General features: G+C 28.8%; 29 protein-coding genes. 20 read left to right on the top strand and 9 right to left on the bottom strand.

The features are described 5' to 3' along the window. Window positions 1-11 precede the first annotated feature (11 nt). The 13 genes from AACT_RS10120 to AACT_RS10060 all read left to right on the top strand — a co-directional run bounded on the left by AACT_RS10120 (window position 12) and on the right by AACT_RS10060 (window position 11,366). Window positions 12-2,834: a formate dehydrogenase subunit alpha gene (locus AACT_RS10120; protein WP_172126689.1), complete on the top strand. Its 2,823-nt coding sequence runs from the start codon at window positions 12-14 to the stop codon at window positions 2,832-2,834. Window positions 2,835-2,843: 9 nt separating this feature from the next. Further along, window positions 2,844-3,458 (top strand): formate dehydrogenase FDH3 subunit beta, encoded by a 615-nt coding sequence (gene fdh3B / locus AACT_RS10115; protein ID WP_172126688.1) that lies wholly within the window; start codon window positions 2,844-2,846, stop codon window positions 3,456-3,458. Next, the gene (locus tag AACT_RS10110) at window positions 3,448-4,416 is read left to right on the top strand and encodes a cytochrome b/b6 domain-containing protein (RefSeq protein ID WP_228720475.1); all 969 of its coding nucleotides are present in this window, start codon (window positions 3,448-3,450) and stop codon (window positions 4,414-4,416) included. Before fdh3B ends, AACT_RS10110 begins: the two co-directional genes overlap by 11 nt. A gap of 75 nt (window positions 4,417-4,491) precedes the next feature. Next, window positions 4,492-5,280 carry a formate dehydrogenase accessory sulfurtransferase FdhD gene (fdhD, locus tag AACT_RS10105; protein ID WP_172126687.1) on the top strand — a complete coding sequence of 263 codons (789 nt, stop codon included), beginning with the start codon at window positions 4,492-4,494 and terminating at the stop codon, window positions 5,278-5,280. After that, window positions 5,273-5,701: a ModE family transcriptional regulator gene (locus AACT_RS10100; RefSeq protein ID WP_228720474.1), complete on the top strand. Its 429-nt coding sequence runs from the start codon at window positions 5,273-5,275 to the stop codon at window positions 5,699-5,701. The genes fdhD and AACT_RS10100 overlap by 8 nt, the downstream gene beginning before the upstream one ends. Further along, window positions 5,685-6,056, top strand: a complete 372-nt coding sequence (locus AACT_RS10095; protein WP_172126686.1) for a winged helix-turn-helix domain-containing protein — start codon at window positions 5,685-5,687, stop codon at window positions 6,054-6,056. The genes AACT_RS10100 and AACT_RS10095 overlap by 17 nt, the downstream gene beginning before the upstream one ends. Further along, window positions 6,049-7,041: a cysteine desulfurase gene (locus tag AACT_RS10090; protein WP_172126685.1), complete on the top strand. Its 993-nt coding sequence runs from the start codon at window positions 6,049-6,051 to the stop codon at window positions 7,039-7,041. Before AACT_RS10095 ends, AACT_RS10090 begins: the two co-directional genes overlap by 8 nt. After that, window positions 7,042-8,289, top strand: a complete 1,248-nt coding sequence (locus AACT_RS10085) for a molybdopterin molybdotransferase MoeA (protein WP_172126684.1) — start codon at window positions 7,042-7,044, stop codon at window positions 8,287-8,289. 17 nt (window positions 8,290-8,306) lie between these two features. Beyond that, a complete protein-coding gene (locus tag AACT_RS10080; protein ID WP_172126683.1) occupies window positions 8,307-9,122 on the top strand; it encodes an ABC transporter substrate-binding protein in 816 nt (271 codons plus the stop codon). Window positions 9,123-9,156: 34 nt separating this feature from the next. Next, the gene (locus AACT_RS10075) at window positions 9,157-9,852 is read left to right on the top strand and encodes an ABC transporter permease (protein WP_172126682.1); all 696 of its coding nucleotides are present in this window, start codon (window positions 9,157-9,159) and stop codon (window positions 9,850-9,852) included. Continuing rightward, window positions 9,849-10,871: an energy-coupling factor ABC transporter ATP-binding protein gene (locus AACT_RS10070; protein ID WP_172126681.1), complete on the top strand. Its 1,023-nt coding sequence runs from the start codon at window positions 9,849-9,851 to the stop codon at window positions 10,869-10,871. The genes AACT_RS10075 and AACT_RS10070 overlap by 4 nt, the downstream gene beginning before the upstream one ends. A 48-nt stretch (window positions 10,872-10,919) precedes the next feature. Then, a complete protein-coding gene (locus AACT_RS10065; protein WP_172126680.1) occupies window positions 10,920-11,114 on the top strand; it encodes a sodium-dependent tyrosine transporter in 195 nt (64 codons plus the stop codon). A gap of 9 nt (window positions 11,115-11,123) precedes the next feature. Next, window positions 11,124-11,366 carry a hypothetical protein gene (locus tag AACT_RS10060; RefSeq protein ID WP_172126679.1) on the top strand — a complete coding sequence of 81 codons (243 nt, stop codon included), beginning with the start codon at window positions 11,124-11,126 and terminating at the stop codon, window positions 11,364-11,366. A 36-nt stretch (window positions 11,367-11,402) separates the two neighbouring features. Here the strand turns inward: AACT_RS10060 and AACT_RS10055 are convergent, their stop codons facing one another. After that, on the bottom strand, window positions 11,403-12,686 hold the full coding sequence (locus AACT_RS10055) for an NAD(P)/FAD-dependent oxidoreductase (RefSeq protein WP_172126678.1): 1,284 nt from the start codon (window positions 12,684-12,686) through the stop codon (window positions 11,403-11,405). A gap of 209 nt (window positions 12,687-12,895) precedes the next feature. Between AACT_RS10055 and AACT_RS10050 the strand changes: the two genes are divergently transcribed. Further along, complete coding sequence (locus tag AACT_RS10050; protein WP_172126677.1) at window positions 12,896-13,876, top strand: IS5 family transposase; 981 nt, start codon at window positions 12,896-12,898, stop codon at window positions 13,874-13,876. 171 nt (window positions 13,877-14,047) lie between these two features. Here AACT_RS10050 and AACT_RS10045 read toward each other — a convergent pair whose 3' ends face one another. Then, window positions 14,048-14,239, bottom strand: coding sequence for a c-type cytochrome (locus AACT_RS10045; protein WP_172126676.1), 192 nt, complete (start codon window positions 14,237-14,239; stop codon window positions 14,048-14,050). A 141-nt stretch (window positions 14,240-14,380) separates the two neighbouring features. Between AACT_RS10045 and AACT_RS10040 the strand changes: the two genes are divergently transcribed. Then, the gene (locus AACT_RS10040) at window positions 14,381-15,652 is read left to right on the top strand and encodes a Y-family DNA polymerase (RefSeq protein WP_172126675.1); all 1,272 of its coding nucleotides are present in this window, start codon (window positions 14,381-14,383) and stop codon (window positions 15,650-15,652) included. A gap of 16 nt (window positions 15,653-15,668) precedes the next feature. Here the strand turns inward: AACT_RS10040 and AACT_RS10035 are convergent, their stop codons facing one another. Then, window positions 15,669-16,139, bottom strand: coding sequence for an MOSC domain-containing protein (locus AACT_RS10035; RefSeq protein WP_172126674.1), 471 nt, complete (start codon window positions 16,137-16,139; stop codon window positions 15,669-15,671). A gap of 81 nt (window positions 16,140-16,220) precedes the next feature. Between AACT_RS10035 and AACT_RS10030 the strand changes: the two genes are divergently transcribed. Further along, the gene (locus AACT_RS10030; RefSeq protein WP_172126673.1) at window positions 16,221-16,538 is read left to right on the top strand and encodes a monooxygenase; all 318 of its coding nucleotides are present in this window, start codon (window positions 16,221-16,223) and stop codon (window positions 16,536-16,538) included. 53 nt (window positions 16,539-16,591) lie between these two features. Here the strand turns inward: AACT_RS10030 and AACT_RS10025 are convergent, their stop codons facing one another. Together AACT_RS10025 and AACT_RS10020 are read right to left on the bottom strand one after the other, a co-directional pair. Next, entirely contained in the window at window positions 16,592-17,566 is a 975-nt protein-coding gene (locus AACT_RS10025; RefSeq protein WP_172126672.1) for an aldolase catalytic domain-containing protein, read from the bottom strand. 66 nt (window positions 17,567-17,632) lie between these two features. Further along, window positions 17,633-18,454: a ribonuclease HI gene (locus AACT_RS10020; RefSeq protein WP_216658192.1), complete on the bottom strand. Its 822-nt coding sequence runs from the start codon at window positions 18,452-18,454 to the stop codon at window positions 17,633-17,635. A gap of 250 nt (window positions 18,455-18,704) precedes the next feature. Between AACT_RS10020 and AACT_RS10015 the strand changes: the two genes are divergently transcribed. After that, window positions 18,705-18,851 (top strand): hypothetical protein, encoded by a 147-nt coding sequence (locus AACT_RS10015; protein WP_172126671.1) that lies wholly within the window; start codon window positions 18,705-18,707, stop codon window positions 18,849-18,851. A 176-nt stretch (window positions 18,852-19,027) separates the two neighbouring features. Further along, window positions 19,028-21,223 (top strand): methyl-accepting chemotaxis protein, encoded by a 2,196-nt coding sequence (locus tag AACT_RS10010; RefSeq protein WP_228720473.1) that lies wholly within the window; start codon window positions 19,028-19,030, stop codon window positions 21,221-21,223. Between the two features lie 44 nt (window positions 21,224-21,267). Here the strand turns inward: AACT_RS10010 and AACT_RS10005 are convergent, their stop codons facing one another. After that, entirely contained in the window at window positions 21,268-21,501 is a 234-nt protein-coding gene (locus tag AACT_RS10005) for a transcriptional antiterminator Rof (protein WP_172126669.1), read from the bottom strand. Window positions 21,502-21,613: 112 nt separating this feature from the next. Between AACT_RS10005 and AACT_RS10000 the strand changes: the two genes are divergently transcribed. Then, a complete protein-coding gene (locus AACT_RS10000) occupies window positions 21,614-21,964 on the top strand; it encodes a RidA family protein (protein ID WP_172126668.1) in 351 nt (116 codons plus the stop codon). Between the two features lie 23 nt (window positions 21,965-21,987). Here AACT_RS10000 and AACT_RS09995 read toward each other — a convergent pair whose 3' ends face one another. From AACT_RS09995 to AACT_RS09985, 3 genes are all read right to left on the bottom strand, one after another. Beyond that, on the bottom strand, window positions 21,988-22,455 hold the full coding sequence (locus tag AACT_RS09995) for a DUF2721 domain-containing protein (protein ID WP_172126667.1): 468 nt from the start codon (window positions 22,453-22,455) through the stop codon (window positions 21,988-21,990). A 134-nt stretch (window positions 22,456-22,589) separates the two neighbouring features. Further along, window positions 22,590-22,967, bottom strand: coding sequence for a DUF302 domain-containing protein (locus tag AACT_RS09990; protein ID WP_172126666.1), 378 nt, complete (start codon window positions 22,965-22,967; stop codon window positions 22,590-22,592). Between the two features lie 70 nt (window positions 22,968-23,037). Continuing rightward, on the bottom strand, window positions 23,038-24,663 hold the full coding sequence (locus AACT_RS09985; RefSeq protein ID WP_172126665.1) for a YcaO-like family protein: 1,626 nt from the start codon (window positions 24,661-24,663) through the stop codon (window positions 23,038-23,040). Between the two features lie 130 nt (window positions 24,664-24,793). Here AACT_RS09985 and AACT_RS09980 point away from each other — a divergent pair, with 130 nt between their 5' ends. Further along, window positions 24,794-25,222 carry a hypothetical protein gene (locus AACT_RS09980; RefSeq protein ID WP_172126664.1) on the top strand — a complete coding sequence of 143 codons (429 nt, stop codon included), beginning with the start codon at window positions 24,794-24,796 and terminating at the stop codon, window positions 25,220-25,222. Window positions 25,223-25,282 lie beyond the last annotated feature (60 nt).

Here is a 25,282-nt window from a genome sequence, read left to right as displayed (position 1 = left end):
AGGGAGATAGTATGTCAGCAAATACATATGAATCTCTAAATGCAAAAGTAGGACGACGGTCATTTATGAAAATGGCTGCAGTTGCAACTGCATTTGGAGTTACATCATCTTTTGCAAGCACTACTGCTACTAGACAAGCAACTGTTGAAGAGATTAAAAATCCTTTTCCAGGTTCAAAAATGGTTAAATCTATTTGTACTGCTTGTTCTGTTGGTTGTGGTGTAATAGCAGAAGTTCAAAATGGTGTGTGGGTAAGACAAGAAGTTGCACAAGATCACCCTGTATCTCTTGGAGGTCACTGTTGTAAAGGTGCCGATATGATTGATATGGTTAGATCAGAAGTAAGACTTAAACATCCAATGGTTAAGAAAAATGGTCAATGGCAAAGAATTTCTTGGGATGAAGCTTTAGATGGAATTGCATCTAAACTTGAAGACTTAAGAAAAACGTCAGGACCTGATTCAGCGATGTTTTTAGGATCAGCAAAATTCAATAATGAACAATCGTATTATTATAGAAAATTTGCAGCAATGTTTGGAACTAATAATATAGATCACCAAGCTAGAATTTGACATAGCTCAACAGTTGCCGGTGTGGCAAATACATGGGGTTATGGTGCTATGACAAATTCTTTAGGAGATATTCAAAATTCTAAAGCGATTATAATTTTTGGAGCGAATCCTGCTGTGAATCATCCAGTTGGTTTTCAACATTTCTTAAAAGCAAAAGAAAGAAATAATTCAAAAATTATTGTAATAGATCCTAGATTTACAAAAACTGCTGCAAAAGCAGATTTATATGCACAAATTAGACCAGGAACAGATATTCCATTTATGTATGGAATGTTAAATATTATATTTGAAAATGGATGGCATGATAAAAACTTTATTAATGATAGAGTTTTTGGTATGGATGAAATTATGGCTGAAGCTAAAAATTGGCCTCTTGAAAGAGTGGCTGACGTTACAGGTGTTAAAGCGGATTTAATTTTACAAATTACAAAATTATATGCAGCTGCAAAACCCGGAACATTAGTTTGGGCAATGGGATTAACGCAACATACAAATGGAACATCAAATACTAGAATGGCTCCAATCTTACAACTTGCTCTTGGAAACATGGGTGTTGAAGGTGGTGGAACTAATATTCTAAGAGGTCATGATAATGTTCAAGGGGCAACAGACTTTGGTTGTTTAGCTGATTCATTACCTGGATATTATGGTTTAGTAGAAGGTTCTTGGAAATATTTTGCATCATCTTGGGGAGTAGATTTTAATTGGCTTCAAGGTAGATTCAAAGATCCATCATGGATGGGTAAAAAAGGATTTACATTAGCTAGATGGTGGGCTGGAGTTTTAGGTGAAAATCCTGGAGAAGATGCTATTCATAATGCAGGAACAAAATTAAAAGCTTTATTTGTAATGGGTAATGGAATTACTTCTACTGCTCAAACAAAAAAAGTTAAAGAAGCCTTAGATAATCTAGAACTTGCTGTATTCTGTGATCCATTTGTTAATGAAGGTGCAATTTTAACAGACAAACAAAATGATGTTTATATTTTACCAGCAGCAACTCAATTTGAAACAAGTGGTTCAGTAACTGCTACAAATAGATCTGCTCAATGGAGATATGAGATTATTAAACCTATGTATGAATCTAAGGCTGACCAAGACATTATGTTTGAATTAGCTAAAAGATTAGGATTCTATGATGAATTAGTTGCTGGAATGGGTAAAGGGAAAGATTTCTCATGGCCTGAAGATGCAACAAATGAAATTGCAAGAATCATCAAAACTATTGGATTAACTGGATGGACAGCTGATAGATTGAAAAAACATACAGACAATTGGCATATGTTTGATGAAGTAACATTAAGAGGTTATGGAGATATGACTGGTGAGTACTATGGTTTACCATGGCCTTGTTGGACAACATCTCATTCTGGAAGCCCGGTTTTATATAATATAAATTTACCTGTTAAAGAAGGTGGAATGGGATTCAGAAACAGATTTGGTGTTGAAAAAGATGGTGTGGATTTACTTGCAGGTAAAGGTAGTGCACCAAAAGATTCAAACAACAAAGATGGATACCCTGAAATCACAGCTGAAAATATTGAAGCTGTTTTAGGAATAACTTTAACAGAAGATGAAAAAGCAAAAATTGGTAAAAACTGGAAAGTTGATAAGTCAGATATTATTGCTGAAAAATGTATGGAAGCTGGAATTGCGCCTTATGGAAATGCAAAAGCTAGAGCAAAAGTTTGGGATTGGGCTGATACTATTCCAAAACATAGAGAACCATTACATTCACCAAGAAGTGATTTAGTAAAAGAATATCCAAGTTTTGCCGATAAACCAGATCACTGGAGAGTTGATACAAGATATATTTCTGAGCAAACTAAACAAGATTGGGCAAAAGATTTCCCAATTAACTTAGTTACAGGAAGACTTGTAAATATGAATGGTGCTGGTATGGAAAATAGAGCTAGTAAATATCTTGCAAAATTAACACCTGAAATGTTCTGTGATATTAATCCAGATTTAGCAGGAAGATATGGTATTAGAGATGGTTCTATGATGTGGATTCATTCACCTCAAGGAACAAAAATTAAAGTAAAAGCACATTATTCTCATTCAGTTAGTCCTGATAGAATATTTATTCCAATTCACTTTGCAGGTGTATTAGAAGGTGAAAGTTTACTTCATAAATATCCTGATGGAACTGCTCCTTATGCGACAGGTGAGAGTGCAAATACTGTTACTAACTACGGTTATGACATTGTTACTCAAATCCCTGAAACAAAAGGTGGATTATGTCAGATTTCAAGAGTGTAGGAGAATAACATGAGTAATAATAATGTAGATTTCGCCAGAATGAAATTTTACTGCGATGAGCACAGATGTATTCATTGTGATGGTTGTTCTGTTGCTTGTGCTGAGGCACATGAACTACCTGTTGAAATTTCTAGAAGAAAAGTTGTAACAGTAAATGAAGGTAAGCAAGGGATGGAATTTTCTCTATCTGTTGCTTGTATGCATTGTACTGATGCACCTTGTGAACAAGTATGTCCTGTTGATTGTTTTTATATCAGACAAGATGGTATTGTTTTACATGATAAAGATAAATGTATTGGTTGTTCATATTGTTTATATGCTTGTCCATTTGGAGCTCCTCAGTTCCCAGCTAACGGTGCTTTTGGTACTAAAGGTGTAATGGATAAATGTACAATGTGTGCAGGTGGTCCAGATGAAACAAATAGTGAACATGAAAGAGAACTTTATGGACAAAATAGAATTGCAGAAGGAAAAGTTCCTGTATGTGCTGCTATGTGTTCAACAAAAGCTTTACTAGTTGGAGATGCTGAATCAATTTCAAATATCTATAGAGAAAGAGTAATGTCATTTGGTCATGGTGTACAAACTATGCCTTATGGTTGGGATAAAGCGTATGGAAAATAAAAGTTTTCTAAGTGAATATAAGGCCTATTTAATTATAGGCTTTTTATTCATCCTTTTAACATATTGGTATTTCTGGTTAGCATCAATTGCTGATATAAATTATGTTTATAAGTTTATATTACAAATGTTGCAAGGTAATTTCACAGGTCAAGTGGTACCATTTGAAAGCTTAACTCACTATCAACAGATGGAAGTAGGGCTTTTTGGACCAAGATATGATGCAATTGCACCAGAAGTTATAAGAGCATTTGAAGAAAGACAGCATTTACTTCCAATAGTATTTACAGTTGAATTCTTCTTATTCTTAACTATGTTTATTGTAGCAAAAGGAAGAAAACAAGCAAAAATTACAAGGGAAAATGATAAGGTTCAAATTTATTCAATCTTTCAAAGATTGGTAATTTTACTAAATATTATCATTATGATGTATCTATTTATCACAGGTTTTTCAATTACATTTGGAAACTGGACAGGTGGTGGATATATTGCAAGATTAATGAGAGCAACACATGAAATAGTAGGTCTTGGATGGATGCCAATTTGGTTTATTATGACTATAATTGCTTTTAAAGATCACAAATTTTTCGTAAGACCAAGTTCTAAAATATGGAATAAAATTTTCCTAAGAGGAAAGTATAAGCATATGGATAGAATTAATTATTATATGTATGTTGCTTTTGGTTCATTATTAGTACTTAGTGGATTTGTAATTTGGTATATGTTTCCAAATGCTGCAACACATGCTGAAACTATACAGATAAAAAGATTTATTTTGTTTATACATTTTATGGGTAGTGCGATTATTTCGTTCTTTACTTTTGAAACAGTTTATTCATACTTTGTATCTGTAAAAGGTTACATCCCAGGAGTTGTAACTGGAAAATTACCTCTTGAGTATCTAGAACAATTAAGACCCGACGTTTTAGAAGAGGATAAGAATTTATTAAAAAAAGATTAGTAAATAGCTCTTTATGAGCTCTTTGCTTTTCTTTATATATTATAATATGCTAATTTTGCATATTAAAGGAAAGATATGGACAACGCCAAATATTTAAAAACCGTAATAATTGACAAACTTATAGAAAATGAAGCAACTGTATTTGAAGACGTGACTATTGATGAGTCACGTCTTAACCTTTTTTTAAACGGAGAGAAAGCCATATCAATGATGTGTATTCCAAAAGATCAAGACGCACATGCAATTGGTTTTTTAATGAGTGAAAATGTAATATCATCTATTGATGACATCGAAGAGCTAACGGTTAGTGAAGATGGATTAAGAGTAGATGTAAAAGCAAAAATTGATGAAGATTCACTACAAAACTTATATAAAGAAAAAACACTAGTAAGTGGATGTGGTGGTGGAGTCACTGGAAATATTGAAGGAAGTTTAGAAATACCATTTAATCAAACTGCTTTCAAAGTTAAACCCGAAACTATTTCAAGTGAAATTAAAATATTTTATCATGAAAGTGAACTTTATAATTTAACAGGTTGTGTTCATAAAGCAATGATTTATTTATTAGATGGAACAACAGTAACAGCTGAAGATATAGGAAGACATAATGCTATTGATAAAGCAGTTGGAAAATGTAAACTTCAAAGACTTGATACTACAAAATCAATATTATTTGTAAGTGGAAGATTAAGTTCAGAAATGGTTACAAAAGCTGTTATGCATAGGGTTCCAATAATAGTTTCAAGAACTGCGCCAACTTACTTAGGAGTTCAAACTGCACATAAACATGGAATTACTCTTATTGGATTTGCAAGGGGTAAAAAAATGAATCTTTATACGCATGGTGGAAGAATAGATGTCTAGTATTGATGATAATTTAAAAATAGAATTAGATAAAGTTCAAAAAGATTTACTTATGACAAATTTAGATGAAGAGGGGAAACTCTCTTGTCTAAAAGCTTTTAAAGTTGCCAGATTAATTGGTAAAAAACCAAAAGAGATGAGTGCCATTACAAAAAGTTTAGGTATAAAAATTACAAATTGTGAGTTGGGTGTTTTTGGGAAATTAAAATTTCAAGACCCAAATATTCATGTTTATGATAAATTAAAACAAAACTATATGGGCCATAAAACTTTAGAATGTAAAGTATTGTGGGATGAAGCTCAAAACTCAACACTACGAACAGTAGGTTCTACTGTTAAAAACTCTGATATTGAAGTAGTTCATTGCCAATTAGGATGTTTTAGAGAAAAAAAAGGTCATAAAAATGGAAATAAAAGTTAAAGTTTGGATTGAAGATGAAAATAGAAATCTTATTTTTGGAAGCGGAAAAACTGAGATTTTAAATCAAATAGATCAAACAGGCTCAATAGCAAAAGCTGCACAAAATGTTGGAATGAACTATAAAAAAGCATGGTCTCATATAAAAATTCTTGAAGAGTATATTGAAGATGATTTAGTATTGACAAAAAAAGGTCGAGCAGAAGATAGTGGAAGTAAATTAACTTTAAAAGCTAAAGAGTTAATGAAACTTTATAAAACACTTGATGAAGATATAAAAGAGTATTCTCAAAAAAGGTTCAAAGAACTTTTTTTAGATAGGGAATCTGATATAGTAAAGGAAAGTAAAAATGTATAAACTTAATATTTTGCAATATAATAATATGCAAAATTTGCATATTAAAGATGATATGTCTTTAAATATTCTAAGTAATAATGAAGAGTATAACAAAACTGAAAAAGAGTTCAAAGAGAAATATTCATTTGAAAATATTAATAGTTTTTCATTTTCTAAAAGTGGTTTTTTATCTTTATTATTAGAATTAAGTAAAAAAGGAAAAATTGCAATAAGTGTTGGTGAAACACAAAGTTTGATAGATGCAGCAATGCTTTTCGAAGAGTTGGGATTTGAAATAATTTGGATTGATTTATTAAAAGATGGAAATGTAAATATCAAAAAATTAGAAGATTTAAATATAGATTTTATTTTCATATCTTCTTATGTGATGGATACTTTTGTTCAAACACCTCTTGAAAAAATAAAAGAATCAACAAATGCAAAAATTATTTCAAATGCCAGTGCCCATTTTGATAAAAATTCTGATGTAATTTATTTTGACCCATATAAATTAACAGGATATTCTTTTCATGGATTAATACTTTTTAATGAAGATTTATTTGAAGAACAAGCCATCTCAAACAAAGATGGAATTGCTCTTTTTAATATTTTAGAAGCTTTAAAAAATCAAAGATTTGAAATATCAATAAAAGATATCTTTATAGAAAAATTAAAAGATGCATTAAAAGAAGATATTTATTTCTTTGTTAATAACTCACAAACTTTACCTTATAGCCTTCATTTTGCTTTAAAAAATATAAAAGCAAGGGAGCTTATACGAACACTTGCCTTAGATGAAATTTGTATTACAAATGGTGAGGGTTGTTCTCTTGGACTTTCAAGACCTTCTAGAATTATTCAGGCTATGGGATATGATGAAACTACAAGTAGAAACTCTATTTCTTTAACTTTTACTCAGAAATTAGAAGAAAAAGAGATAGAAAAAATTGTAAATACTATTGCAAAAAAATATAAACAAATAAAAGTTTTGAATCAAGGAAATTAAATGGCTGAGAAAATGAATTTTTTAGATTTTACGGATGCCGTAAAAAAGAGTTTGGATTTATCAATTGCTACAACTTTTACAGAAATGATTTCTATTGGTGAAGCAATAGGAAGAATAATTGCAAAGGATGTAGTTTGTGTAAAAAATCTACCTTCTTTTAATAATTCTGCAATGGATGGATTTGCTGTTAAATTTGAAGATGCAGGAAAAGTTTTAAGTATAAATAAAACTATATTTGCAGGTGATAAAGGTGAAAAAGTAAAAGAATCACTTTTAAAAAATGAGTGTTATAAAATCATGACAGGAGCTAAAGTTCCTTCTGATGTTGATACTATTGTTCCTATTGAAAACTGTTTTGATGTGACAGAAAAAACAGTAAAAATTCCCTCTGATATCAAAAAAGGTGCAAACTTAAGACTAAAAGGAGAAGAGCAAAAAGAGGGCAATGTATTATTTAGAAAAGGTGAAGAAATAAACTCATCTCATATTACTCTTTTAGCTTCTCAAGGTTTAGTAATGATTGAAGTTTTTAGAAAAATTTCAATTGCAGTTTTATCAACTGGAAATGAAATAAAAGAGCCATGGGAAAGAGCAGATGAGGAAGAAATTTATAACTGTAATTCATTTGCTTTAATTTCTCAACTAAAAGAAAAAGGTTTTGATGCAACTTATTGTGGAGTAATTCCTGATAATCTTGAAGACTCAAAAAACTATATAAAAAATCTAAAAAATTATGATGTAATTATTACAAGTGGAGGTATTTCTATGGGAGATGCTGACTTTGTAGGAGAAGCTTTTTTACAAAATGGTTTACAAACAGCATTTCATGGAGTAAATATAAAACCTGGTCGTCCTATTATGATGGGAAAGATGGACAAGACTCTTGTTATTTGTCTTCCTGGAAATCCACTAACTGCAATGGTTAATATTTATTTATTTGCAATTCCTATTTTAAATAAAATCCAAGGAAATGAAAATATTTATCATGAAACAGCCTTTGCTATGAATCATGAGCAATTTAAAACAAAAGCAGGGAGAGTGAATATTGTCCTTGGTAAACTTGAAAATGGAGGTTTTAAAGTCACTAGAAACAATAAATATGGATCAGGAATGATAACAGCTTTATATGAGAGTAATTCTATTCTTGTAACAAAAGAAAGTACATCATCTATTGATGTGGGGCAAGAAGTGTATGTTATTAAATTCAATAACAAATCAACAGCGCAAGAAACAAATATATTTAATTAATAAAAGGGAAATAAAAAATGATTAGAAAAACTTTATTATCAGTAGGACTATCTGCACTATTAGCTATGAGTTTATCAGCTGATTCTTTAATGATGGCAACAACAACAAGCACAGATGACACTGGATTATTAGATTATTTAGCACCACAGTTTGAAAAAGAAACAGGAACTAATCTTAAATGGGTAGCAACAGGAACAGGAAAAGCACTTAAAATGGGTGAAAATTGTGATGTTGATGTTTTATTAGTTCATGCACCTGCTGCTGAAAAAAAACTTGTTGAAAGTGGCTTTGGAATTGATAGAAAAGAAGTTATGTACAATGACTTTATTATTGTTGGACCAATTGCAGATCCTGCTCATGTAAGTGGTAAAGGTACAGTTGAAGCTTTAAAAATAATTAAAGATTCAAAAGCAAACTTCTTATCAAGAGGTGATGATTCAGGAACGCATAAAAAAGAATTATCACTTTGGAAAGATGCTTCACAAGTTATTCCAGAAACTGATTTATGGTATATTCAAACAGGTCAAGGTATGCTAACTACTATTAATATGGCTGCTGAAAAAAATGGATATACAATGACAGATAGAGGTACATGGATTAAATATGAAGCTCAAAAAGGAGCTGATAATAAAATGAAAATTGTTGTTGAAAAAGATAAAACTTTATTTAATCAATATAGTGTTATTCCAGTTAACAAAGCTAAATGTCCAAATGTAAAATTAGAATTAGCACAAAGCTTTAGTGATTGGTTAATAAAACCTGAAACACAAAAATTCATTGGTGATTTTAAATTATTAGATAAAACATTATTTACACCAAACGCAAGTAAATAAATAAAAATTCCAAGGGTTAGGGTTAGTTTATAGAATGAATCTTTTTACAGATGGCTTCAATGAAGCGATTGATCTTCTTACGTCAGGAAACGAAAGTGTTTACTCAGCAATTAGTGTAACAGTTACAGTTTCCTCATTATCATTAATGATTAGTTTAATAATAGGTCTACCCTTGGGTTTTTTACTTGGATATTATCAATTTCCAGGTAAAACAATTATTCGAACAATTGTAGATACCTTTTTAGCTTTGCCAACGGTTGTAATTGGATTAATTGCATATACAATGCTTTCCCAAGTAGGACCTTTGGGAGAGTATAATTTACTTTTTTCCCAACAAGCCATAATAATGGGTCAAATAGTTTTAGGTCTTCCTATTATTATTGCATTAACTGCAAGCCAAGTAGAAGCTGTTGATAAGAGATTATATACCTCTTTAAAAGGCTTAGGAGCAAATTCTTATCAAATTTTAATAGGAACTCTAATAGAAGCAAGATTTGGTCTTATGACAGCTGCTATGACTGCTTATGGACGAATTATCACAGAAGTTGGTATTTCTATGATGGTTGGTGGAAATATAAAATACCATACAAGAACAATCACAACTGCAATCGCACTTGAAACGGGTAAAGGTGAGTTTGTAACAGGTATTGCACTTGGTTTAGTTTTATTTGCAGTTGCTTTGATGGTTAATATTGCTTTATCTGTATTAAAAAGGAAATGGAATCAATGAGTAACTTATATGAACTGAATTATATTGAACAATATTATGATGGTAAAAAAGTGCTTAGTGTTGATACACTATATTTAGAAGAAAACCAAATTATTGGTTTCTTTGGACCTAATGGTAGTGGAAAATCTACGCTTTTTTCATTACTCTCTTTTATTTGTAAACCAACAAAAGGCGAAATATCATTTAATGGTATTTGCAATAAAAAAATTGATTTAGAAACAAAACAGAGTATAGTAATAGTTCCTCAAAATCCTTATCTTTTAAAAAGAACAGTATTTGATAATATTGCTTATGGATTAAAACTAAGAAATGATACGGATAACTTAAAAGAAAAAGTTTATGAGGCATTAGAATTAGTAGGATTAGATACAAATTTTGCCAATAGAAAATGGAGTCAACTCTCAGGTGGAGAATCCCAAAGAGTGGCCCTTGCTGCAAGATTGATTTTAAAGCCAAAGGTATTGATTTTAGATGAACCAACAGCGGGTGTTGACACAAATTCAGCACAACTTATAAAAGAAGCAATATTAACTGCAAAACAAAAATACAACACAACTATTTTTATTTCAAGTCACGATCATAATTGGTTAAATCATATTTGTGATAGAAGGATCGCATTATTTCAAGGAAATCTTGTGGAAAATGGTAGTGTAAATCTTCTTTTTGCTCCATGGGAAAAAAATAAAGAAGGAAATCTTGTAAAAGTTTTTTCAGATGGTCAAAGATTAACTATAGCAAATAGTGAATCAAAGAAAAGAGATTCAGTAATGATGATAAATACTGAACATATTGATATTTGTAGAAAAGATTGTGATGAAATGCAAAATGAAAACACTCTTGTGGCAACGGTTTGCTCTATTTATCAACAAACAAATGAAAATCATTTATTAGTAGAATTTTCTATTAGTGGAATGAATTTTAATAGTAAAATTACTAGAGAAGAGATGAAAAAACAAGCATTACTTCCAGGAGATAAAATTTTTGTAAATATAAATCTTTCAGGTGTTTGTTGGATTTAAAGATAATTCAAGTAAAATGTACAAAATCAAAAGAAAGTGAGAACGAAAATGTTTGTAAAATTAAATGAAAGAGTTTATTTAAACTTATCAAAAATCACAAGAACAAAAATTGACCATGTAGAAGATGGAATTAGAGTAAGATTCTACGAAGGTAAAGACCAAGTTGCAAAATCAAAAAGATTTGAGACAGTTGAAGACGCTAATAAATGGTTTGAAGAGTTAATCAATCCTTTAAATAAATAGTGTATTAATATGAAAAAAATATCATTATTTTTGATTATTGCTGCATCAACTTTGTTTGCAGCCTCAAATAATAGTTTTGATGGTTGTAAAGAGTTGAAATTAAGTGAAGCTAAGAGTATCATCTCTTGTCCTAGTGGAGATTACGAAGTTACTTTTGGATTAAATAGAGATAAAAGAGATTTAATTGAAGAGCCAAATGTTGTAAAAATTGGTGAAGCACCACAACAAATTATTCAATATATAACTAAGTAAATAAGACACAAAAGTGTCTTATTTATCAAATTAAATTTATCTAAATATATCAGACATTTGGTTTTTATACCAACCAATAGCATATTCAGCTTCTTGCATTCTGATACTTTCATCAGCATATGAAGGACTTAATCCACCTGCTCCTAAACTTTTTAAATCAACTATTTCATTATCATGTGCTTCATAAACAGCAGCAACTGAAATACCATAGTTTGGAGCTACTAAACTATAACAAGTGTTAGCAAGTTTTGGAGGATTTACAAGAGGTAAATCTACTAAAATCCTAGAAATTTGAAGTGCTGCAATTTTCCCTTGTGAGTTTGCTGAGAATCCAGATTTTGGCATAGGACCAGCAATACATGCATCACCAATTACATAAACATTTTTTACCAGTTTTGATTCAAATGTTTTAGTATTAATTGGACACCAATCACCATCTACAAGTCCTGAATCAAATGCAAGTTTTCCAGCTTTTTGTTCTGGAATATAGTTAAGTACATCAGCAATTACATCACCATCATCTGTTTTTATAACTTTTGTTTTAGGATTTACAGAGATAACTTTTCCACCAAATTCAACGCTTCTCCAGTCAATCATATCTTTATAAAGTTTTTCCCAACCCTCTTGGAATAATCCTTGTTTAGAGAATTTGTTTTTTTGGTCCAGAATTATAATTTTAGAGTTTGGTTTATTATGTTTTAAATAGTGAGCAACTAAAGAAACTCTTTCATAAGGTCCAGGAGGACATCTAAATGGATTATTAGGTGCTACCATTACAAATGTTCCACCATCTTTCATATTTTGTAATTGCTCACTTAAAAGTACAGTTTGCTCTCCTGCTTTATATGCATGAGGTGCATATGCTTCTGAGCCTTCAATATAACCTTTATCATATTTAAAATCAATTCCAGGTGCTACAATAGCTTTAGTATAAGGGATAATCTCTCCATTTTCTAAAATAACACTATTTATAGTTCCGTCAACTTTTGCAACTTTTTCATGTCTTACAATAATTTTGTATTTTTCTTCTAAAGTTTTATAGTCATGTTTTATATAATCAATTTTATTCATTCCTGCAATTACTGTATTACTAAATGGACAAGTATAATAATCTTTATTTTGTTCAATTAAAATAACTTCAGTATCAGGACTAAATTTTTTTAGATATTTAGCAGCAGTTGCACCACCAAATCCACCTCCAACAATTACAACTCTTTTTTTATTAGCAGGAAGTTTCGTATCTGCAATACTTGCACATGTAACAAAAGATAGTGCTGTTGTTCCTAAAAGTATTTTATTAAAAGTTCTTCTATTCATCATCTTGTATCCTTTCTATCTTTTAATATTTGAAAAGTAGTAAGCAATTTGTTCTAACTCTTCATCACTAAAACCTTTTGCATGTTTTTGCATCATAGTTTCAGTTCTTTTACCACTTTTATAATCGAACCCTCTGAATAAACAATAAGAATTCAGAGGTAATTTGATAAAATAGATATACTAAAAAGAATTATATATCTGAGGTAAGAATCATGCAAACAAGTTTTTTCGATTATGCACTAGAGTATAAAGGTGGTAAAAAGAGTACAAAATTTCTTTCAGAGATGAAAGAACTTATACCTTTTGAGCAAATTGAAAAACTTCTAATCGAAAAAAGCATCTATAAACCTAATAAGGGGAAACAAGGAAGACCATCAATTCCTGTAAATATTCTAGTTGGAGCTTTGTTTTTACAAAGCTGGTATGGTTTAAGTGATCCTCTTACAGAAGAACTTATTCATGACCGTATATCTTTTAGAAAGTTTCTTGATATTAAAGAAGACGATACTATTCCTGATGAGACAACTATCTGTAAGTTTAGAAACGCATTAATAAAAAACAATCTTCTAGAATCTATATTCCTAGAAGTAAAAAATAGCATGATAAAAAATAATCTCATACTTAATGAAGGAACACTTGTAGATGCAACACTTATTCACTCAAGTGAACCAAAAAAAAGAAAAGATGAGAATGGTAAAACTATTTCAAATAAAGCAAATGATGAAGATGCAAGTTATACTTCAAAAAGAGGAAGAAAGCATCATGGCTATAAAATACATATTGCAACTGATACGAACTCTATTATAAAAGAAGTAATAACAACCACAGCAAAGACTCATGACTCAACACAGTTTGATACTCTCACAAAAGATGAGACTAAAGCAGTATTCGCTGATAGTGGATACATGTCACAAGAGAGAAAAAGAACATTACGTTCAAAAGGTATATTCAATGGTATTACTGAAAGAAGAGTAAGAGGACAATCTAAACTAAGAACTAAACAATCAAAAAATAATACTAAATTCTCAAAAGTAAGAGCACTGGTTGAATTACCATTTGCTTTTATTAAAAAACTAATGAAATATACAGAAACTAAATATCTTGGACTACATAAAAATAGTCAACATGTATTTCTAATAGCAGCCGCTTATAATTTAAGACGAATGCCAAATCTGATACAAAGGTGTGAATAGTATGAAAATAGGAATATATAGCTATATTGAGCTATTTACTAGAGGGGGAAAGTGACTAAACTTAGTTAAAAGATTAAAGAAATTAAAAAATATCTTAAAAAGTAGATTTTAAATTTTAAGAAAACACTGAATCTTGGAATTAAGTTGTAAAAGTGATTTTATTCAGAGGGTTCAATCTAATAAAATTTGGTACATATTTGTTTTACCCATACCAGCAATATATGGTGTAATAGCTTCAGATTTTCCTTCACTTCCATGACATGAAGTACAAGATAGTGATAACATTTCTCCCCTTACAGGATCATATTCAGCAGCAAATGACAAGCTACTCAAACATAATAATAGTAGACCTAGTTTTTTCATTTTTCTCTCCTTAGTTATACAAAGTATAATCTAATATAATAGTTTAAAAACCTTAAAAATAAGATAAATAAAAGTTTAAAATAAATATTGCAAAATGAAATATAATGGCAGTTCATATTAAAAATAGTATAAAATGGCATTATGTTCATTCACTTAGATTTAGATTGCTTTTTTGTTTCTGCTCACAGAACTATAGATGATAGTTTGTTTCATATTCCAGTTGCGGTTGGAGGAAGAAGTAATCTTAATATTTTTTCATCAAAAAAAGAGATTAGAAAAATCTCAGAAAATAGTGGTGCCTTTGTAAGTACAATTCTTACCAATGAAGGTCAAAAAACTTTCAAAGAGTATTTTGTAGATGAAAATGGAAAAATAAGAGGGATAATAACAACATCATCATATGAAGCAAGAGCTTTTGGAGTAAAAACAGCTATGAGTGTAAATGAAGCTTTAACTTTATGTCCACACTTAAAAATGCTTCCACCAAACTATCCTTTGTATCATGAATTATCAACAAAATTAAAAGAACTTTTAATAAAAGAAATACCCCTTGTTGAACAATTTTCTATTGATGAATTTTTTGGAGATGTAAGTGGTTATATAGATGAAAGTGAAGTGGTAGCTTTTGCATATTATTTGAAGAAAAAAATATATGATGAGCTAAAACTTCCCATTTCAATAGGAATTGCAAATACAAAGTATCTTTCAAAACTAATAACTGAATATGCAAAACCAGATGGGGTTAAATATGTAAGTGTTGATAATATTGGAAATTTTATAAAAGATATTCCAATCAAAGAGTTTCCAGGTATTGGAAAAGCTTTTCAAGAAAGACTAAAAGGTTATGGAATTAAAACCCTTGGAGATATTAAAAAAAATCAAAAACTTTTTTACTCTTGGAAACAACCAGGAATTGATTTATACAATCGTGTTTGCGGAATTAGAGATAATAAACTCACCATAGAGCGAGAAAAAAAATCAATAGGAATAGGGCGAACTTTTGATGTTATTTTTGATAGAGTTGAGTTAAAAAGAAGAGTAATGATACTTTGTAGATATCTATGCTTTTTAGTAAAAAAAGCAAATGTAAATCCACTTACCTATGCCATTTTAATAAGATATGAATATAAAGTTAAATCAAAAAACTATATAAATGTAAATAGAATTTTTAATGAAATGGACTTCAAAAATGAAATGGTAAAACTCTTTGAAAGTACAGATAACCATAAAACTCATGGAATTATTCAGTTAAATATTACAGTTTCAAATTTTGCAAAGGTAAATGAATATACTTATAATCTTTTTGAATATGAAAATGATACAAAAAAAAGAGCTTTGACAAATCAAATGCAAAAATTAAGAAATAAATATGGAATTGATATTATAAAAAGTGGTTTTGAGATTAAAAAGTAAAGCTATCAAGCAGAAGTTATTTAACTTCTACTTGTGAATTTAAATCAATACTTCCACCTTTGATAATTTGGGCTCTAAGACCTGCTTTATGAACCATTTCAGTTAATGCTTTTTTTTCATTTATTTTATCACTTAAATATTTACAAGGTTCGCAAAGTCTAATACCTTTTAATACAACTTCGCCTATTTGAAATTCTTTTCCTACAAGTGAGTTTAAATCGCAATTTGTTACAACAATATTTCTTCTAAAATCTTCTGCTGTAATATTTAAGTTATGCTCTTCATTTAAGGCAGTTATCTTTTCTAATTCTATTAAAGTTACATGGCTATCAGGTTCAATAGTTTCTTTATTTGAGAAAGTTCCTATTTGATTATAATATCTATCTCCAAATATTCCTTTATCAATTTCTAAAACCATTTGATTTACGTTTATCATAGTACTTTGTGGATCTTTTGAAATAAGAAGTTTTATAATTTTACCAGACATAATGATTCCTTTTTTGTTTTCATTATAACTGAAAATAAAGTTTATTAACACTAAAATTAAATAAAAATAAAAGGTAATTAGATGGCATATTTATTACAAGTTGACTTCCCACATGATGTAATTTTTGGTGAAGATTTTTCAAATGCTTTTGTAGATTTAGCAAAAAATATATCAGAAGAATCTGGTTTGATTTGGAAAATTTGGACAGAAAATGAGCAAACAAAAGAAGCAGGAGGAATATATCTTTTTGATAATGAAGCTGATGCGAAAAGATATTTAGAAATGCACACAAAAAGGCTTGAATCTTTTGGTTATTCAGATATAAAAGCAAAAATATTTAAGGTGAATGAACCATTAAGTTCAATAACGAATGCAACTTTAACAAAAAAAAGGGATTAGTTAAAAAACTAATCCCTTTTTTATCGGTGAAGACTACAGAATACTGTTAAATATTAACTATACTCTTCTGTTAGTTTATTATAAAACTTTACATATTGAGTATCACCTTCATCTCTAGCTTTCATAGCTGGTCTTGGGTGTTCATTTAAGTGTCCAGTTAGGATATAAGGTACACTTGGTCCCCAATCTAACTCTTTTTCTAAAGGAACTATGTGAGTTTCGATAAATTTAAGTACAGGTAATAATTTGTATTTTGGATTTTTTAAGAAACCTAATAATAATTCCATAGCACAATTTCCAGCTCCACGGCCAAGTCCTGAAACTGTAACATCTAAATAACTTGTTCCATAAATCATAGCTTCAAGTGTATTTGCATATGCTAAAGTAAGGTTATTATGAGCATGAATTCCAACTTTTTTACCAACAGGTTTTGCAGCACCTAGGTATTTTGCAGTTAGTTTATTGATTTGCTCTGGATAAAATGAACCAAAACTATCAGCTATATAAATAACATCTACATTTGTTTTGCTAAGAGTTTCTAAAACTTGGTCTAATTCATCATCAAATGATTTAGAAATAGCCATAATATTACAAGTAGTTTCATAACCTTTTGCATGAAAATCTTCGATTAATTCAATAGCTTCAGGTAATTGATGAATATAAGTAGCAACTCTTATCATATCTACAACACTTTCACTTTTTGGTGGAATCTCTTCTTTTATAGTTCTTCCAACATCAGCCATTGTTGCAATTTTTAGACTTGTATTATTTTCACCTACAATTTTTCTAATATCAGCTTCTTTACAGAAATTCCAAGCTCCGTACTCTTCTTCACTCATTACTGTAGGAGATACGTTTTTACCAATTTCCATATAATCAACACCAGCAGCTACACATGTTTCATAAAGTGCTTTTACAAACTCATCTGTAAAATGATAATTGTTTACAAGACCACCATCTCTGATTGTGCAATCAAAAACTTTGATGTCTTCTCTAACTGTTAATATTGAACCCTTTTTTTCAACCATTTTTCTTCCTCGTTGTGCTTATTAAATAATATTTATTATAATATCTGAATGGTGCTCAAATCATCTTTAATATGAAGTTAAAGATAGAACTTCTTCCACTTTATTATATGAATAAAAAGCAAAATCTTTGTTTTTTGCTTTTATCGTATGAACAGCCATTCTATCAGCAAGCTCATTTCCTTCGACTCCTGAGTGACCTTTTACATGGTTTATTTCGATTTTATCTTTTAATTTTTCATATAAATAATGAGCTTCTTTTATTAGTTCAAGATTTTTTATCTCTCCACCTTTTTTGATCCAACCCTTTGCTTTCCAACCATATGCCCAATTTGTAATACAATCAATACTATATTTTGAATCTGAAAATATAGAGATGATATTTTGGTTATTGCTTTGTCTAGCTATTAATAAAGCTTGATAAAGTGCGTTTAATTCAGCGATATTATTAGTTCCGTCTTTTTCATAAGCACCATAAAGTAAAACGGGATTTTTCTTATTTGAATAAATTGCTAATCCACTTCCAGCTTCCCCTGGATTTCCAGAACATGCACCATCACAGTAGATTTTTATATGCTCTTCTTCATCATCTTCTATTTTAGGACTTGGAATTTCTTGTGTTGTAGTTGTTTTATAAACTGATTTTGCCTTGATATTGTTAAACTCTAATACCATATGATAGTTTTTTATTATTTGTTCTTGGGCTTTTAAAGATAAGTCACCTTTTAAAAGCATTAATAAATTTGTATCATTTTTTGATACTTCTTTATTTAAAGCTAATTCTTTCCAGTTATCTAAGGCAGGATAATCTAAAGCTAATATTTTAAATTGTTCTTTGTTTAGTGTGTTTTTATGGGATATTAACTCTATAAAACTATTATCTATGGTCATTTTTATTTTCTCTATTTCTTTTAATTTTAAGAAGGAGTATACTAAAAAATAGTATAGGGCTTGCTTTTATAAATCAATTTAGTTATACTGTGTCCACTTAAGATGAATTCGAGTTTCATCTGTTATTTTATTTTATGCTTTTTATTGATTCCCACACTATTGATATTACACATTATTTACATTTAGACAACAAGCTCATATTTATCTTTTGATTAACTTCATATAATGAAGAAAAAAAAAGGAAAATCATATGTCAATTACACATATAAAAACAAACAAAAAAATCGAAGTTTTATTAAGACTTTTAGCAAATAACGAAAATTTGGCGGACGCAAGTTCAAAATCTGGTTTAAATATAGAAAAAACAAAAGTAATTCTTAACAACAAAATTAAATAAAAGTTATTACTTTTATTTAAACTCAAATATAAAAGACTTCATTCAATTATTTTTATTAATCTCTTGACCACAATCATCACTAATTATTATTAATTCAGTTAAAATCACAAAAATTAAAAAAATTGGGGTTTTTTATGCTTTCGAAATTATCGATAAAACAAAAGCTTATTTTAATAATGTTAATACCACTTATTGTGGTTATTTTATTAGCAGCAAAATTAGCTATAGATTCATTTAGTACTTCTAAAAACTTACGTGCATTAGATAGGGTTGTTATTCTTTCTACAAAAATTGGGGCTTTAGTTCATGAAGCTCAAAAAGAAAGAGGCATGACAGCTGGGTTTCTTGGAAGTTCTGGTGAAAAGTTTAAAGTGGAATTGCCAGCTCAAAGATTAAATGTTGATGAAAAATTAAAAGAGTTAAATACTTTATTAAACACTTTTAATAAAAATGAATATAGTTCAGAATTTTTAGAAAATTTGAATTTAAGTTTAAAGAAAATCGAAGACTTAAACAATACTAGAAATGGGGTTAATTCCTTATCTTTAAACGCTGGCATTGCAATAGGCTATTATACAGATTTAAATAAATTGTTATTAAATGTAATAGGAAGTATTACAAAACTATCAAATAGTGCTACTGTTTCTCAACAATTAGTTTCTTATATGAATTTCTTATTATCAAAAGAACGAGCTGGCGTTGAGAGAGCTGTTGGAACTAATACTTTTGCAAAAGATAGTTTTGGTGAAGGTATGAAAGCTAAATTTTACACTTTAATTGCAGAGCAAAATGCATATATGGATTCATTTTTAAAAGTTTCAGATTCAAAAGTAGTTGAATTTTATAAAACGAATTTAAAAGGTGATTCTGTTGATGAAGTTGAAAGAATAAGAAAAATTGCACTATATAGTGATATTGAAACAAATTTTGAAGTTGATGCTAATCATTGGTTTAAAGAAATTACAGAAAAAATCAATTTACTAAAAAAAGTTGAAGATTATATTTCCCAAACTTTAATTATTACAATAAATGATGAAATGAGCGATTCAAATCAAAATATGATTATATTTGGTTTACTTAGTATTTTGGGAATAGCTTTAACTATGATTTTAGCAAGAACAATTGCCTTTACTATTTTAATTGATGTTGCATCTGTAAAAAGAGGTGTTGAAAACTTTTTTGCATTTATTAATTTTGAAAAAGATGATATAGAACTTATTGATGTAAAATCAAATGATGAATTAGGAATGATGTCAAAAATTATCAACAAAAATATTGAAGATACAAAAGCAAATATTCAAAAAGATAGAGCTTTAATAGCTGATACTATTCGAGTTACAAATGCTATTAATAAAGGCTATTTAAATACAAAAATAGAGCTAGGTTCAAACAATCCTTCTTTAAATGAATTAAAAGATATTATTAATGAAATGTTAGAAACACTTAATAGTAATATTTCAAATATCTTAAAAGTATTAACTTCATATTCAAAACTTGATTTTAGACCAAAATTAACACAAAATAATCTTGAAGGTATAATCAAAGAGTTAGAAAATGATGTAAATATATTAGGTGATGTTATTACTCAAACTTTACTTGAAAATAAAAGAATAGGGATTACTTTAAGTAATAATGCAAATATTCTAACTAAAAATATGCAAGAAATTGCAAATGCTGCAAATTCTCAAGCTGCATCTTTAGAAGAAACAGCAGCTTCATTAGAAGAGATAACTTCAAATATCACAAACAATACTCAAACAACTACACAAATGGCAAGTTATGGTAATAAAGTTAAAACTTCAATTTCTTTAGGTCAAGACTTAGCAAATAAAACTGTGGTTTCTATGGAAGAGATTAATTCTCAAACATCAGCTATTAACGAAGCTATTACAATCATAGATCAAATTGCTTTTCAAACAAATATTCTTTCATTAAATGCAGCCGTTGAAGCAGCAACTGCTGGTGAAGCTGGACGTGGATTTGCAGTTGTTGCAGGAGAAGTGCGAACACTTGCAAGTAGAAGTGCAGAAGCTGCTAAACAAATAAAAGACTTAGTTGAAAATGCACAAAGAAAAACTTATGAAGGTAAAGAAATAGCTTCTGATATGATAAAAGGTTATGCTCAATTAAATGAAAATATAACTGTTACTTTAGATTTAATTCAAAATGTTACAACTGCTAGTAAAGAGCAAGCAACTGGAATGATTCAAATAAATGATGCTGTTAATAGTTTAGATCAAATTACTCAACAAAATGCACAAAATGCCTCTTCTGCAAATGAAATAGCACAAAAAACACTTCTTATTTCAAATACTATTATAGAACAAGCTGATGCAAAAGAGTTTAATGGAAAAGACTCTATAAAATCTTAAAAATTAGAAAAAACAAAAAGATAAAAAAGGTTTAAATTCCTTTTTTATTCTTCTTCTTTATGTCTTCTTCCATTAAAAAGTACAACTTTATCTAGTCTTATTTTTTCTTTTGTATTTAAAATCATATATTCAATTCCATCAATTACTTCCATAGTATGAACTAAACCTTTAAGAGTTTTTTTCTCACCATTATCTAGAAAAACAACAGTTGATGGGATTTTTCTTTGCATTGCTACATTTAGTTGGTCAAAGAAATCTAAAGAAATTGGTGTGTACATAAATAGTGCCTTTTATTGATTTTAAAAAGGATTTTAGTATTAATTGAATTAATAAATGATTTTTTATTTTAAAATGATATACTTAAAATACTCAGAAATTAAAGGAGTTATAATGATAAATAGACAAATAGTTGGAAGTAGAATGAGTAAAATTGTTGAGCACAATGGTGTAATTTATTTTGCAGGAATTGTACCAACTGATAAAACTGTTGATGTAAAAGGTCAAACACTAGAAGTTTTAAATATTGCAAAAGATCTTTTTGAACAAGCAAATACTGATAATGAAAATATTTTAAGAGCAGAAATTTATTTAAAAAATATAGATAGAGATTTTTCAGACTTTAATGAAATCTGGGATGCATGGGTATCAAAAGAAAATCCTCCTGCACGAGCTTGCGTAGAAGCTAGTATGTCAACGCCTGAAACTTTAGTGGAGATAATCTTTACAAATGTAAAAAAGTAAAAACATTTTGTTTTTACTTTTTTTTAGGGTATATAACTTTTCTTTTTGTTTATAAAAGAAGTGGTATAAAAAATCTCTCTTAGAAATAAAAATAGAGATATTATTAAACAAATCATTGCCAAAATAAATAAAATAGCAATAAATAAAAAGTCTTTAAAATTAAAAATAGCACTTAAAAACATAGTTACAATAACCATGGCTACAAGTAAACCTGTACTTGTAGAAAATAGTATTGCAAGGTTTGTGTTTTTCATTCTCATAGTTAAAAAATCTCTTCTTTGAGTTATTTTTAAAATAGATTTTTCATCTTTTAAGATATTTTCTTCTTCATATTTATCTAATTTATCAACTTTATCAATAATTCGTGAAAGTCTTCCTGTAAAAACATTTAACAATCCTGCAACTCCAGCTAATAAAAAAACAGGAGCAACAGAGAGTTGTATTAATTGTGAAACTGTATTTACACTATCTGCATTTAATTGAGTGATCATATTTTCTTCTTATTCTTTTATTTACTTTATATTACATTTTCCAAATTTACATCTTAATATTTTCACAAGCATATAAACGAAATATAAAACAATAGCTACTTCAAATACTTTATATAATATTTCCAAAGTAGACTCTATTTTATTTCATCAATAATTTCTAATAATCGCTCTTGTGCTTCTTGTGCAATTTCGATTAAATCAGGATTTATATCATCAACTAGTTGAACAAGTGAGTTCATAGCTATCATTGTTTCACCATCTTGTGTGTAAACAGAGATTTTACAAGGCATGATAATAGAAAGAGACATATCTTCACTTAAGAATTTTTCAGCTATTTGAGGATTACAAATATCAACTATTTGACACTCATTTGCTAAATCAATTCCCTTTGATTTTAAAGTTTCTTTTACATTATGAATATGTTGAATTCCAAATTTATATTTTGAAGATACTTCTTTTAGACAATCAACTACTTCTTGAACACTTTTGCTTGATGTTTCTACATATTGCATCTATTTTTTTCCTTATAATTATTTAATTTTTATTGATTATATCAAATTAGTTTTTATTGATTATATCAAATTAGTTTTTATAAAAAGCCAATTTTTTTACTTCAAGTTTATCAAACATACTTAGCATATTGTTATAATCTTGATGTAAAGTTCTATTGATTAAAAACTCTTTTCCTTCTAAAATATTTACAGCTCTCTGAATTTTTTCTTTTCCATAAACATTGTTTAAAGCTTCTTCATAATCCGCCCATTCAAGTTCATCATTACTCATTCTAATTAATTGAGCTACTAGATGTCCAAATTTATTATTTGAAAACTCTAAAATCTCTAAAGCATCATCATACTCTTCTAAAAGAAGTAACATTTGAGCTTTAAAATCTCCCATTGTGAAGTTTTCTTTAAAAATTACACCAATATATAGTTGCATATTTAAAGAGTCATCAAGACTATCAACTGTGTCTAAAATTTCATTTACATCATATTTTTCAAAGTTTAAAACCATATCTCGGATTAGTTTTCCATTGTTTTTATTGTTATAAACCATATCATCTAGTGGATAAACTTCTGAGAAATTTGGAACTATCATTTGACAAGAATAAAAATCTAAATATGTATATTCTCTTAAATACATTTCTCTATTTTGTGAAGTTAAAATATCTAATAAAAATGCGTATTCGTCATCACTTCCGTTCCCTTCATATCTCCAAGGTGCGTATTCAAAACTTTTTTTAGCACATAAAAATGGGAAACCTAATTTTCCATTTGAATCAATAAAGTGAGCTTCTAAGTTAAAACTATCAGCTACCAAACTCATATCAAAAGTAGGGATTTCAAAAGCATCAAGGTTAGTTAAATCTCTTCCTTGCATAAGTTCTGTCATTGTTCTCTCAAGACTTACTTCTAAAATAGGGTGTGCTCCAAAAGATACAAACAGAGTATTGTTTTTAGTGTTTATTAGTGAAATTGCAGTTACAGGAAAAACTCCACCCAAAGAAGCATCTAAAACTTCGATGATATAACCTAAATCTCTTAAAGTTTGTACATCTTTAGCCACTTTTGGAAAAGATTTTACAACTTCATCTGGAAACTTAGGAAGTGCATAACCTTCTTTGATGATAGCGATTTTTGCATATCTTTCAAAGATTTCACTAAGTGCTTGAACTTTTGCTTCATTTGCTGTATTTCCAGTTGCAAGTCCGTTGCTTACGAATAGATTACTTAAAATATTTATTGGAATATATGTTTTTACTTTATCTGATTCTCTAATAAAAGGAAGTGCAACAATTTTATCCATATAATCACTGTTAAAATCTACTAAGTCTTTATCTTCTAACTCACCATCTGCACTATAAATTTCTTTTAATTCATCATTTAAATAATTTCCACCAAATTCAAAGGCAATTTCATCTGGATAATATTTTCTATTTGGAAGGTGAAAGTCTATAAAAAAGTTATTTGTTTGTAATCTTTCTATATATTCTCCATAAGCACTTGCAATTGATGCATCTGAAATCACACCTTTTCCATTTGAATAGATATGATTTGGAGCTTCATTTGAAGCTAAATTTACTGAAAAGCAGTTTTCTAAAGGATGCTTTTCTTGTGAAAAAGATGCCTCACAACCTACGTCTTTTAAAACTTCTTTCATTTTAATAATTGATTGTTCTACAGGGCTATTTTTTGATAATAAATTCATTTGATTTTTGTTCTCGATTCATATTGATTTTTATAAGATATATAGATTATAGCTGAAAAAATTATATTTTAAGAATAGCTTAGAAATATTAGATACAATATGAAACTAATATAAAATAAAAGGTTACAAAATGGCAAAAGGGAAAAAGACTTTAATAAAAGAAATCAAAAAATTAGATGATGATATACTATTAATAAATGGAAAAGAGTACGTGATTGTTGAAGACACAGAAAATATCGAAACAGCAACAACAATGAAAATTTCATCAAACGGAAACAGAATTTTAAGATTTGAAGATGAAAAGAAAAAAGCAACAATTGATGTAAAAAGAGATATTGATATAGTTAAGTACACATTTGCAGATGCAAGTGTTGCTAAAAATTTTGCAAAAGGTTATGACAAAACAGTAATCACAAAAGATGATAAAAGAGAAGAGATAGGAAACGCAAGTTCGTTTGTAAAAGCTAGAAAAATCATAAATACATATATTTCAAAAAATGGTGAAAATTTTGACCCTAAAAACGGTAAAACTACATTTTATGTAACAGAAGAAGCGTAAAAAATCTAACTAAATAAAAGTATTAATAGATAATATTTTAGCTATAATAAATAAAATATC

Origin of the sequence: Arcobacter acticola, assembly GCF_013177675.1 — a bacterium.
Taxonomy (GTDB): Bacteria; Campylobacterota; Campylobacteria; order Campylobacterales; family Arcobacteraceae; genus Aliarcobacter; species Aliarcobacter acticola.
The sequence above is the reverse complement of the archived record's forward strand: the minus strand, read 5'-3'. Positions and strand labels throughout refer to the sequence as shown.